The sequence below is a fragment of the Microcoleus sp. N9_A2 genome, from assembly GCF_036701775.1.
GTDB lineage: Bacteria > Cyanobacteriota > Cyanobacteriia > Cyanobacteriales > Microcoleaceae > Microcoleus.
Genome location: NZ_JAUBRH010000072.1, coordinates 14,908 through 27,036, shown reverse-complemented (window position 1 = coordinate 27,036; position 12,129 = coordinate 14,908). Strand labels below are relative to the sequence as shown.

The 12,129-nt window shown below is 43.9% G+C and carries 7 protein-coding genes and 2 pseudogenes; 3 read left to right on the top strand and 6 right to left on the bottom strand.

Annotated features, from left to right (window positions below; genetic code table 11):
• Positions 1 to 445: 445 nt before the first annotated feature.
• Together QUA44_RS26655 and QUA44_RS26650 are read right to left on the bottom strand one after the other, a co-directional pair.
• The gene (locus QUA44_RS26655; protein WP_333256000.1) at positions 446 to 1,792 is read right to left on the bottom strand and encodes a flippase; all 1,347 of its coding nucleotides are present in this window, start codon (positions 1,790 to 1,792) and stop codon (positions 446 to 448) included.
• Between the two features lie 54 nt (positions 1,793 to 1,846).
• Positions 1,847 to 3,148, bottom strand: coding sequence for an O-antigen ligase (locus QUA44_RS26650; protein ID WP_333255998.1), 1,302 nt, complete (start codon positions 3,146 to 3,148; stop codon positions 1,847 to 1,849).
• 406 nt (positions 3,149 to 3,554) lie between these two features.
• Here QUA44_RS26650 and QUA44_RS26645 point away from each other — a divergent pair, with 406 nt between their 5' ends.
• The 3 genes from QUA44_RS26645 to QUA44_RS26635 all read left to right on the top strand — a co-directional run bounded on the left by QUA44_RS26645 (position 3,555) and on the right by QUA44_RS26635 (position 8,493).
• Positions 3,555 to 5,036 carry a polysaccharide biosynthesis/export family protein gene (locus tag QUA44_RS26645; protein WP_333310020.1) on the top strand — a complete coding sequence of 494 codons (1,482 nt, stop codon included), beginning with the start codon at positions 3,555 to 3,557 and terminating at the stop codon, positions 5,034 to 5,036.
• A gap of 44 nt (positions 5,037 to 5,080) precedes the next feature.
• Positions 5,081 to 7,426 carry a polysaccharide biosynthesis tyrosine autokinase gene (locus tag QUA44_RS26640; RefSeq protein ID WP_333255994.1) on the top strand — a complete coding sequence of 782 codons (2,346 nt, stop codon included), beginning with the start codon at positions 5,081 to 5,083 and terminating at the stop codon, positions 7,424 to 7,426.
• Positions 7,427 to 8,127: 701 nt separating this feature from the next.
• Positions 8,128 to 8,493, top strand: a complete 366-nt coding sequence (locus QUA44_RS26635) for a response regulator transcription factor (RefSeq protein WP_039886668.1) — start codon at positions 8,128 to 8,130, stop codon at positions 8,491 to 8,493.
• Between the two features lie 66 nt (positions 8,494 to 8,559).
• Here the strand turns inward: QUA44_RS26635 and QUA44_RS26630 are convergent, their stop codons facing one another.
• From QUA44_RS26630 to QUA44_RS26615, 4 genes and pseudogenes are all read right to left on the bottom strand, one after another.
• Positions 8,560 to 9,057 (bottom strand): hypothetical protein, encoded by a 498-nt coding sequence (locus QUA44_RS26630; protein ID WP_333255992.1) that lies wholly within the window; start codon positions 9,055 to 9,057, stop codon positions 8,560 to 8,562.
• A gap of 491 nt (positions 9,058 to 9,548) precedes the next feature.
• Positions 9,549 to 10,052, bottom strand: coding sequence for a response regulator (locus QUA44_RS26625; protein ID WP_333255990.1), 504 nt, complete (start codon positions 10,050 to 10,052; stop codon positions 9,549 to 9,551).
• A gap of 46 nt (positions 10,053 to 10,098) precedes the next feature.
• Positions 10,099 to 11,618: pseudogene (locus QUA44_RS26620) on the bottom strand (IS5 family transposase).
• Positions 11,619 to 11,756: 138 nt separating this feature from the next.
• Positions 11,757 to 11,912: pseudogene (locus QUA44_RS26615) on the bottom strand (transposase family protein); the annotation flags it as partial.
• Between the last annotated feature and the right edge of the window lie 217 nt (positions 11,913 to 12,129).

Genomic DNA, 12,129 nt, shown 5'->3' with positions numbered 1-12,129 from the left:
ACATAAAAAGAACCAAGTAGGTATAATATTTGACATATCTACCGAAACCTAAACCTATTCATATTCACTCATTTATTATACATCGCTGATGTTATTAAATTTTCATTCCTTAGGTATGATAACACAGATTAAATATACAATATTTTTGTTGCTTTTTGTGAATTTTCTCAAACTTATAGCAACTCGCGGTTCCTGAGCGTAGTCGAAGGGCAGGGCACCGCTCCGCTCAGGATAAACTCAATCGAAGGGCCTTCTTCCTTAAACATCTGCTATAGCAATCCTAAATGATTCTACTCGTTACCAGGATCTTCCTGGTAACGCAGGTCCGGAGGAAGAGCCTCGATTTTCTCCGGCGAGGCAGAGCAAGAGTGACATTGATTAAGAGGCGAAACGCCTGGAAGTTATTGAAACTGATTTAGGATTGCTATATATCCATCAATTTTGTTTATTTCGTAGATAAAAATTGACGTATTTCTTTGATAATACCGATCATAAAAATAGCTTTCGTTTGCATCCAAAACATCTTTCTAGTTTCCGGATAAAATGCGTGAGCTACATAAGAAGCCGCCATTTGTGCAATCAGAGTGGCAATACCTGCTCCCAAACCACCATAACGGGGAATTAAAATCAAGTTCAAAATAATATTAACCACCGCACCCACAGCGGTTGTAGCGGCCGAAAGATTCAACAGCCCTTCCGTGATTAGCCATGTACTTCTGGCGCTTCCCACACAAACAAACAGCCCAGCCCAAATCAGGACTGCTAAAGAGGGAGCAGCACCAAGATAGTTTTTTCCATACAGAATATTCACTATCGGCTCCGCAAACAGCGTCACAGGAATTGCCACTGCATATGATATGACAGCCATTAAATATAAGAGTTTTTGCAGGCGGTCATTATAAACAGTTTCACCAATGTCTTTAGCTTTAACAATCGATGGAAAAACAGAGCCGACTATAGCCAGAGGCACAAAATACCATAGTCCAGAAACTTTGACTGCTGCTGCATACAGTCCTAATTCTTCAGCGCTACTAAGCTGTTTCATCATGATCTGATCGATCTGCATATAAATGAAGATCATAAATTCCGACAAAATCAGCGGCCAGCTTTGCTGGAGCATTTCTACCGCCAGCTTCCCGCTGAATCGCCACCTTAGTATTTGATTCCCATTCACTTGATAAACAATCACCAATCCCAAAGCCCTCAAAGCAGACTCCGTAGCCATCATCCAGGAAAATGCGATCAGTGAAGCTCGGAGATTAATGAGTATAATTTTCACTATGCTCATAATTAAATAAGCGGAATTTGCAGACATAACAGTATATTTTGATTGCACTTGCGACTGAAACCAGAAATCGATGGTTTCAAAAGGCTGAAACAGGCTGACGAATGCTGCTATCCCTACCAACAATTGAGTATAGGGTTCCGTAGGATTCAACAGAATCACTGTTCCTACCGTTAAAAATAAAGCTATCAAGCTACCGATATTTTTTAAGACAAAAACTGTACCGAGAATTTCTTCCTTATTAGACGAATCTCTAGATAGGTCGCGAATCGCGATCGACCTCAACCCAAGGCTAGCAACCGGAGCAAATAGTGCCGCTGTCGCCATCGCATAGTTGAGCAAGCCAAATCTCTCTGGTTGTAGGTAACGAGCGACCCAAAGCCCTACTAGCAGACCCACACCTAGCTGCAAGATCTTGTCAGCAAACAGCCAAGTTGTGTTGATAATCACCTTACGCAGTCCTGGGCTGAGTCTATCGATAAATGCAAAGAGCTTGTCTAATATCATAAATTTTCGATTCGTTACACAGCAGGTGATTTTTTGAAATAGCTCTCTTTCAGTTCAACTCTTTTCTGAAACGTCTAGGCTAAGGCGGACTGACATGACAATGTACCAAAACCAAATGCTGGTTGACCCAAAAAGACCTGTTTCCGTCAGGTTTGTCATTAGTGTATAGGTCAAGATGAAAAGAGGCAAGCCAGCTTCCGGCAGTCGCGCGCGGGTTAAATACACCACTCCCTTCACAAGATTGTTTAAAAATGACAACACAAATAATATCAATCCCCCCCAACCTAAATCGCTGGCTAAGTCTAAAAAGCCATTGTGAGAATGGGGCGGGACAAATTGGCTTTTAACTACAATAATACCGTGAGCAGGATTTTCCAAACCGCGCCAAGATTGCCAAAAACCAGCAACTCCATAGCCGAACACAGGCCTTTCATTGATTTTTTCTACGATTTGTGGCCAAAATTCCGTTCGCCCTGTCAACGTTATATCTTTTTGGAGACCATCGACAATGATCGCCTCCAGATTATTAATCACCACAATTGCTAGACCAATACTGATGATTAGGAAAAGTATGACTGAAACGACAGCCCACTGAACCGGCAATTTTTTGATGACGCTGAGATAAAACCAAAGACCCAATAAAATAACAACCAAGATTCGACTTGCCCCGCTACATCCTTTTTGGACTCCCAAGGAAGCTAACAAACCGAAGACAATCGCCAAAGGGCGATTCTTCGGGGAGTAAAAGGCAAACAAAAACCACAAAATCGATGTTTGAGCCATGAAAAATGAAAACTGGTTCTTATGGCCTAATATTCCCTTCCAGCACCCAGCCCCATCCCCATTAGTTTTGACCAAACTCCATAATAGAACGAATAAGTTAACCGTGCGCCACCAAGGATATAGCTCTTGCCAACTATATTGTTTTCCTATGTAGATAGCGATAACAGTTGTTTCTAAAATCACTAAACCCATTTTTAAGCTAACATCAGTAGAATCTGACCATAACACCGAGAACGATATCATGAATAAAAGCACCGCTAAAGACGGATCGCTAGTCATAGTAATCAATAATGCTTTTAAATAATCTTTCAGCGTCGAACGTAGACGAGGAGATAATATGAACAGGAAAGCACCATAAATTACGATCTGTCCGACAACAGTGGGCATAGTTGTGTCGTGGCCTGCCATCACAGCCGGATGCAACTTGCTAAAAGGCAGGACTTCTGCACCAGTCGATCCTGAAATAGCAAACAGAAGTATGCCACCAAAAAATTTTTCTACCTTGATTCCGAATTTTTGATCCCTGGCTACTGCTTGATACATCAACATCATTACAATAACTGCGATCGCCACAAGAATTAGCAAAAATAAAGGCTCGCGGAGAATTTCTTTCATTTCTAGTCCAACCTTAAATATTTCTCTTGATTTGGCTGTTTCTTCACATTATCAGGACTCTTCGTGACTGAGATTGTGATTGATCGAGGCGACTAGCTGACACAGAATTTTTCTCTTCAAACGTTTCTCAATATTAGACATCTCCAAAAAAACAATTTTTGAACAGGCAGGATGCCTGCTCCACAATCATTATGCAAGATGTCTATTGTCAGAGCTATCAAGCCGGCGACTTAAGTATTTTCTCTTCTGACGAATACTCTTTGCCTTTTGCCTTCTACTTAGAACCGATAGTTTGGCAGTTTTTTACTAACTAGGTTACGCTAAAGTAACTAATCAAATTACATTGTATATTGTGAACGCAAGTTTGCCTAGACAAATAATCCCCATACTGACTGGTCTGAGCCTGTTAGCTATAAATGATGTAGCTTGCCCACACCCGACAATCGCCCAACAGCCAACTTTACGGAATGGTGCGATCGCTCCTGTGAGAGTCAGATCCTCCAACGCAAGCGGTACTTACACTCTAGGAGGCGGAGACAACATCCGCGTCGATATTTTCGACTTGCCCCAATTTAGTGGCAGCTACCAGATTCCGGCGGGTGGGGTGATCCAGTTACCTCTAATTGGCAGTATCTCGATCCAAGGACTGACTCTGGAACAAGCAAGTACGGCTATTTCCCAAGCCTATAGACAGATTCTCAAACGCCCCCAGGTTACAGTTAGTCTGCAAGCAACACGGCCTCTTAACGTCTGGATTTCAGGAGAAGTTAACCGCCCAGGCTCTTATACCATTGCCCTCAACTCAGGAGCAGGTAATGTCCCTTCCGTACAGTTTCCCACTTTAGTGCAAGCTTTAGAAAAAGCTCAGGGCGTGACCCAAATCGCTGACGTTCGGCGGGTAGAGCTGCGCCGACGAGCGGGCGGAGTGGGTCAAATCCAAATCACAACCTTCGATCTGTGGGAATACTTACAGACAGGCAATGTGCCTGTGGATATTACTTTGCGAGATGGAGATACCATTTTCGTACCCACTGCGACCGCAGTGAATCTAGCAGAAGCCCGCCAAATTGCTGTTTCTACCTTTTCCTCCCCCGCCAATCAAGCTCGCACAGTAGCAGTGGTAGGAGAAGTAGTCCGACCGGGGCGGTATGTCGTAGTCGGAGGAGATACCGCCCCGAACCAAGGCGTTCAAGGACTGCCAACAGTGACGCGGGCGATTCAGCTAGCTGGAGGTCTCAAGCCTCAAGCTGACATTCGCCAAGTTCTAGTACGCCGCCCCACCAGTGCTGGCGCTGAACAAATCTTTACCGTCAACCTCTGGCAACTTTTGGAAAGCGGTGATGTCAATCAAGATACGATTGTGCAAGACGGAGATTCCATCGTTATTCTGACTGCGACGGAAATCAATCCGGCAGAAATATCTCAAATCGCCGACGCTAGCTTTTCTCCGGCTAGGATTCAAGTGAATGTGGTGGGAGAAATAGTCAGGCCAGGAGTGGTGGAGGTGGCAAGCAACACCACCCTGAACCAAGCGTTGATGGCGGCTGGAGGATTCAATACCAGTAGAGCTAAAAAGACTTCGGTGGAACTCATCCGCCTCAATTTTGACGGCACTGTTTCTCGGCGGATGGTAGAAATTGATTTTGCTCAAGGAATCAATGAGCTGACCAACCCCGTTGTCCGCAGTAAAGATATCATTGTAGTCAGGCGCTCTACTACAGCCGGAGTAATAGACACCGTTAACCTGCTTTTAAGTCCCGCTGCTGCCGTTCTGGCATTACCCAGCACTGGCAATGCGATCCTATCATTCCTGAATAACTTGGGACTTATCAGATTGCCTAGATAAAAATTGTTAGTGATGGTGGATTAACAGTAGGAGTAAGCAAAAATATGAGTACAGAATATAATTTCCAGTCAACAGCCTCGAAGCGCAATGGAGTTCAGCCTCAAGCAGCGCATGGTATCTCTCTAAGGAATTCTGAAACTAGCGATGAGCAACAGCCTTTGGATTTGGGCTGGCTGTTTGCCGTAGTGCAAAGAAGAATGGGGATTATGGTGGCGATCGCACTTTTGCTGGGCGGATTTTCTGGGTCGCTGGTACTGTGGAAAACGAAGCAAATTGACAGGTTCTATCAAGGTGGGTTCCAGGTTTTAGTAGAGCCAATCACGGCTGAAGGTCGATTGTCTCAATTATTGATTCAGTCTCAGAGTGCTAATTTTAGTGCTGATGAAGTTAACAAAGTCGGTTCCTCTGTCGAAGACAGCAGTATGGTAGATTATCCGACTCTGTTGCGAGTTCTCAAGAGCCCGAAACTTTTGATGCCACTATTAGAGAAAGTGCAAGCTAATTATGGAGATATTACTTATAAGCAAATCAATAATCAGTTAAAAATTAGCCGCATTACCTATGCCAAAGATGGAAAAGAAGCTGGCACAAAAATTATAGAGTTCACTTACCAGGATAAAGACCCGGCTAAAATTAAGTCTGTTTTAGGTACTGTTTCCAAATACTATCTAGAGTACAGCCGCCAAGAGCGCCTGAAGCAGACGACAAGGGGTATGGCGTACATTGACAGCCAGCTCCCAGCGCTGCGGATGCGAGTAGATAAGCTCCAGCGGCAATTGCAATTGCTACGGCAGCAAGCTAATCTGAGCTTGCCAGATCAAAGCAGTAAAAGCTTTACCGATCAAGCGAGCGGTATTAGCTCTCAGCAAATTTCTCTGGAAGCGCAGCTTGCTGAAACGAGGAAGTTGTACAAAAATCTTAAGGAACAGCTAAGTCAAGGAAATACAGCCGGAGTAGTGGCGATCAATCCGAAAATGTATGAAACATTAATAGGTCAGCTCCAGACGATAGAAACTCAACTGGCAGTTAGTTCTACCCAATATCGTGAAGATAGTCCGCCGATGCAGTCTTTGCGAGAAAAACAGAAAAATATGCGTCGCTTGTTGGAGAAAGAGGCGGAATCGACGATCAAGACTGTGGCAGGCCAAATCCAGCAGCTAGAAGCTCGGCAGCAGAGTCTGACGACAAGTGAAAATAATCTGAATAAAACCATCAGAGACTTGCCTTCAGTTTTGCGACAGTATGGGGATTTAGAGCGAGAGTTAGGGGTGGCGACAGAGAGCCTGAGGGTGTTTTTATCTAAACGAGAAACGCTGAAGCTAGGTGTGGGGCAGCAGGACACGCCGTGGACGCTCATCAATGAGCCATCGATCATGACGAATGAAGAGGGCAGTCCTTTATCGGTGACTGCTACAAATAAGACGAAAAATTTGGCGATCGCATTAGTGTTGAGTCTCCTGTTTGGTGTGGCAGTAGGTTTTCTTGTAGAGGTTCTCAACAGGGTTTTCCACACGCCGGAAGAGGTGAAGTGGGGAACTAAACTACCTATCTTAGGTGTGGTACCCCGATCGCCAAAACTCAAAAGAATCACCAAAAAATCGAATCATCGTATACCAGCGGTGGAGAATTTTGCCGATGATCCGGCAAAGAGTCGGCAGTTACAGGCGGGGCGCAACAAGTTTCGCACTGATTTAGATTATTATTTTCTAGAATCATTTGGCTCTCTTTATACGAATCTCCGGTTGCTAAGTCCAGGGATATCGATGCGATCGTTGGTGATTACTTCAGCGGTAAAAGGCGATGGCAAGTCTACCATTGCTTTTCACCTGGCGAAGACGGCGGCGAGTGTTGGTTTGCGAGTGTTGGTGGTAGATGCAGATTTGCGGTTGCCTCAACTTCACCTGTTGTTAGGCTTACCAAACGTGCGCGGACTCACGGATGTGATCGCCACAGACCTCAGCCTCAACGACGCGATTCAAAAATCGCCAGAAGAAAACAACCTGTTCGTGCTGACTGCTGGGCATAATCTCCATGACCCGATTAAACTGTTGTCATCCAAAAAAATGCTTTATCTCATGGAGCAATTTCAAACCTTTTTCGACTTAGTAATTTATGACACTCCACCGCTGGTGGGGCTGGCGGATGCACATATCCTGGCTGCTCAGACTGATGGCACATTGTTGGTGGTGAAGATTGATCGCACCGACCGCTCTCTGGTCACTCAAGCATTAGAAGGACTAAAAATTTCCGGTGCTTCTGTCTTAGGAACTGTTGTGAATGGGATTAAAGGCTCTAGACAAGCCTCGTCGCCTCGACCAATGGGTTTTGATACTGTCTACAACAATCAACTCCCGGTTTTGGGTAGTAAAACACCAGATACTCGTATCTGAGCTTGACCAAGAGGTCTACCGAAAGGTTGACCACCAACGATGCAGGGCTGTTTCATTTTCTGTGGATGGGGAGATGGGGAGATGGGGAGATAGGGAGATGGGGGCAACCACGGGAGATTGCCTCTACAATAGAATCAAACAGCTCTGTCCCTGCCCTTGGTTGAGGTATCCTGCTAGCAGGGAAAAGGATACGGACAAAATCAGACTTTGAGGCAAAAATGCTATTCTTGAGATAACAGTGATAAACTAGCAAACAGAGCTAGCTCTGTCAACCGAGATTTCTCGGTAATTTTAATAAAAAGTAAGATAGTCAACAAAAGTGGGTAAGTTATATTTAACCAAGGGTGTCAACAGTTGGCGTGATACTTAGTTCTGTCTAAGTTTTGCTGATAATCGGGTCAAATCTGTGTAGACAGCTACAGGAAAAAAAGTTAAAATTTTCACAAAAACGGTAATATATATAGCGGTACATTACCAGAAGTTCGTAAAAGTTTCAATGCAGAAACTAGGTGGAAATATGTTTGTTACCCAGGTCTAAATACACGCTAGTTTGAAAGCACAATTCCCGCAGGCCGTATTGAATGGTCGCGGCAGTCAAAACTGCCCTGGTCGTGGCTCGCGCGGGCTACGTCGAACCTCCCCTCTCAGGTCTAAAGACTCTGAGTTTCCCACTTACCCAGTATTTTTATGAGTGTATCTTTATGAGTACAGTTATGGTTGTTGATGATAGCGTAACTCTGCGGGAGATGATCGCCGACTTGCTCAAAGGTAGAGGACTCAACGTCACAGTAGCGAGTGATGGCGTAGAAGCTCTAGAGCAAATCAAGGCTAACCGCCCAGATTTAGTCGTTCTGGATATCGTGATGCCCCGGATGAACGGCTACGAAGTCTGTCGCAGGCTCAAAAGCGACCCTAAAACCCAAAATTTGCCGGTGGTAATGTGTTCGAGCAAAAGCGAAGAGTTCGATCGCTATTGGGGAATGAAACAAGGAGCCGACGCTTACATCGCCAAGCCATTTCACCCACAGGAATTGGTCGGCACTATTAAGCAATTGCTGCGAGGTTGAGGTTGAGGAATAGGGACAGGAAAAAAATTGTCTTGAGCGCTGATTATTTCTGATCCCGCAGCCTCTCTAAACTACTCGATTGACAATAGTCCAAACATCCCCGTCCGATCGCACGTAGGGAACAGAAATACTCTTAAAACCAGTAATAAAAGGCTTGTAATAAACCTGCCAGTAGCTGGGACTAATTTGGTCGGCGATGGCTTTGAGTCCCTTCACTTCCGCCGCCAGTTCCGCCGCCAGTTCGTTAATCCGTTCCGCGTGTCCGTGAGCTAGTAATCTGCCTTCTTCAACTTGCCGCTCCATCGGAGTGATTCTTTGCAACTTTACCGATTGCTGCTGTTTCTGACTCAGTTGAGCAGACAGAGCCGCAATCGCATCATCTATACCCTTGACTTCGGCTGACACTTGTGCTGTTTCCCTCGCGTGACGCCGATAAGCATCGGCGATCGCTTGGGGCGAATCCCCGGCTGGGACAGCATCGGCAATACTAAGCTGCTGGCGTTCCAGGCGCAATTGCTCAATTTGAGAGTAAATTGCCTCTATATCTGTCTGAAGTTTGTCCACCTAATTATTACCGCGTGGTTGTTGGATATTTTAGCATATTAACACAAACCAATCACCTAATCGGCATAGAAATTGCATATTTTAGGCGGGCTAGAAGCAAAGCCCCACAAGCAGAATTTGAAGAGTTTGAAAAATCCAAATTTTTATATTTTTCAGTTGAGCGATTTCCGTCGATATCCAGTCGGGTTAAGCAGCTCGTGTCCGGTAAAATCAGCATTATAGATTGGTAGTGAAGAAGGCAAGTACGACCGAGTTTTACGAGAATTAAAGTCGTCACGACAAGCACAATTCCCAATTCCAATTAACCACTTTTCAATTACCAATTCCCAATTATTAATAGAATTTTTTAAGTTGTTAGCGCTTGCTGTCTCAACTTGACTATAGCAATCCTAAATGATTTTCTGTAGGGACACGGCTTGGCCTTAGTCCCTACAGATGGATTTTGGGTAAATCACATTTATGTTCGCGGTAAGGATAATGATTTAGGATTGCTATATAGTCTCTACCAAGACATCGGGTTGCACAGGTTTAGACAGATGCCGATCGAAACCCGCAGAAAAAGCACGATCGCGGTCTTCATCCCTAGCATAACCCGTCAGGGCGATCGCCCAAAATTTCCCTGTCTGAGTGTTCAAATAACGCAGCCTTCGTAGCAGCGAATATCCATCTTCCTCCGGCGTTCCGATATCGCTGACCAAAACATCCGGCCCAAACTGCGAAGCCACCTCAAACGCCTCAGCAGCAGACGATGCAGCCCTAACATTGGCCCCGGAATCTGCCAAGACAAACCTCATAAATTCCCGCGAATCAACCTCGTCATCAACCAGCAAAACCTTAACTCCCAGTAAATTACCAGCGCCCGCCAAAACCGGCGAGGAAGCGCCCGCGATCGAATTTACCTGCATCGAAGGGAGGCGGAAAGTAAGTTCCCGCAAAACTGCCTTTTTCCAACCCCAATAACAGTTCGTGTCCCTCGGATCAAACGACCTTGCCATTTAATAAATTCCAGGTAGTGCTTTTATGTAGGGCTTGCTGAAAAAGTCAGAAAACAGCATTTAGAAAGATGAGTGAATTTGCGATTACCTTGAAAAGATAGATTTTGCTTATTTTTTTTGATAAAATATAATTTTTACTAATTGTTAAAGGCAGAAAACCTGAAAAAAGGTTTTTGTTGTGAAATAGACCTAAAAAAAGCCAAAAATCCTGCCGCAGCAGGGCATAAAGATTCATCGCCATAACTTTTATGGCGATGCTTGTTTCAGAAGTCTTAGAAAGTTTAGCCATGACTCTAGCAAGGCTAAATCTTCTTTTACCTTCTCCAATTTTTCACTCAATCAAGTTACGAATTCTTTCCTCAGACTTAGCTTGCTTCTTGTTCTTTGACTTGCTGATATTTTTAGGGGGTCTTCCTAGAGGAACGCCACTCATTCTAATCCCTTTTTCTTTGCACCCAGCTCGATTTGACTGCGTTCGATATATGCGATCTACCTGAATTGATTCTGGATAGAATCCTGTGAATCGTTTAAATTCTTCTACTTGTGTTTTTAAGTCTAAAGATTCGTTGAAATCATCCCAAATAATTCGGTCTAAAAACACGTACCCGTTACGACAACTCGCTGACAGTTTTGCCCCAAATTCAACGGATTTCCCGGCTTTTCCTCTGACGATGGGGCGGATATGTAGTTGTGTTAAGCTTACTATTCTATCCTGAATACTCTGTTCTTTCTTTTCATACATCGATAACTGTTGACGGTATACTTCTGTGACTACTAGCAGCATTTTATAATCAGATTTACTCAGCAACTCTAGCTTACTCATTTCATCGATATGAGCCAAATTTATTTTGATATATTGGAGTTATTTTTTAATTCCTTTTCTTCGTAGTTTTCGTGATGGTTTCCGATTTTTAGCCACTGTTAGGTATTCTTTTCTGGCTGTGTTTCGATAGGTGATTGGTTTTTTTACGGGTGACTGACTTTGAGTGTGTAGAGCGTCTATGATTTTTTCGGTATGTTCATGCAGCTTGATTTAATAGTCCTAAGTCGCTCGGATACTTAATGTCTGCTGGGGCACAAGTTGCATCTAATATTAATTTTCCTTGATTTTTGGGTTCACTTATTTATGATGACTTTTTTTTGACTTCCTCTCCTGGCAATTCGGTCTGCTCTTTAACCATTTTTTCGTTAATTTTATTGACTAGATTCACACCTATTCTTTGTCGAAAATGAACGAACATTGATGAATCAAATGCTGAAGCATCGCTATAGGTAGTCATACCTATAAAGTATTGTAGGTATGGGTTTTCTCTTATTTATTCTACTGTTTCGGAGTCACTTGTTCCTAACCTTTATTGAATTATTAATGCCCCTAATGCTATCCTAAATGACGCAGGCGAGAGCTCCAGTAGAGACTGTAAAATTTTGAGCATATTCCGCTTCAAATTCTGACCAGGGAATTATTTTTGCCATTATTACCCAACGATTATCCTCTGACAATTTCCCCTCGAAGGGGAGGTCAAAGTTGGATGGTGGGTTTGGGGTTGGGTAAACTTTTCGGTACATTACGAAAGTGATGCCGATGCTCGGCTTTTGACTAATTTGAGCTGCGAATCTTACACACGCTCAGCGCCGTCAGGAGCCAAAGTCTTTTGATGTAAGGGTTTGAGGCTTATTCAGCAAGCCCTATTTAGAGCTACCCTAACTTTCGATATCCACCCATGTGTCAGCACCACAAATCACCGCACAAATTGACATGGTGACAATATCAATTAATTGATGGCGTCTCGTCCGCTCAATTCTGGGATCTTCTAAGTCGGCAAAATGGTCGGCAATGGTGATTTTAGGCTTGAGTTTCATACAGGGTAAACTCTAATTATTTTTTTTTAGGTACTCAATAATTATTCTCCAATATACCATAAGCTGTTAACATTAAATTTAGATGCGTTCGCCCTGGGTGAATAAGCTGTTGCGGCATTTAAACTGTATGTCAAAAAACAATTAAACTTTTGTGGGGTGGCCGTCCCGCCCGCCTCGAATATGCAATTTAAATGCGCGACAGCTTAGTATCAGAAAT

What these genes read in the sequence shown, in the direction of transcription:
- QUA44_RS26655 (WP_333256000.1), bottom strand. Translation starts at nt 1,792, where the DNA reads ATGATATTAGACAAGCTCTTTGCATTTATCGATAGACTCAGCCCAGGA.
- QUA44_RS26635 (WP_039886668.1), top strand. Translation starts at nt 8,128, where the DNA reads ATGAGTACAGTTATGGTTGTTGATGATAGCGTAACTCTGCGGGAGATG.
- QUA44_RS26640 (WP_333255994.1), top strand. Translation starts at nt 5,081, where the DNA reads ATGAGTACAGAATATAATTTCCAGTCAACAGCCTCGAAGCGCAATGGA.
- QUA44_RS26625 (WP_333255990.1), bottom strand. Translation starts at nt 10,052, where the DNA reads ATGGCAAGGTCGTTTGATCCGAGGGACACGAACTGTTATTGGGGTTGG.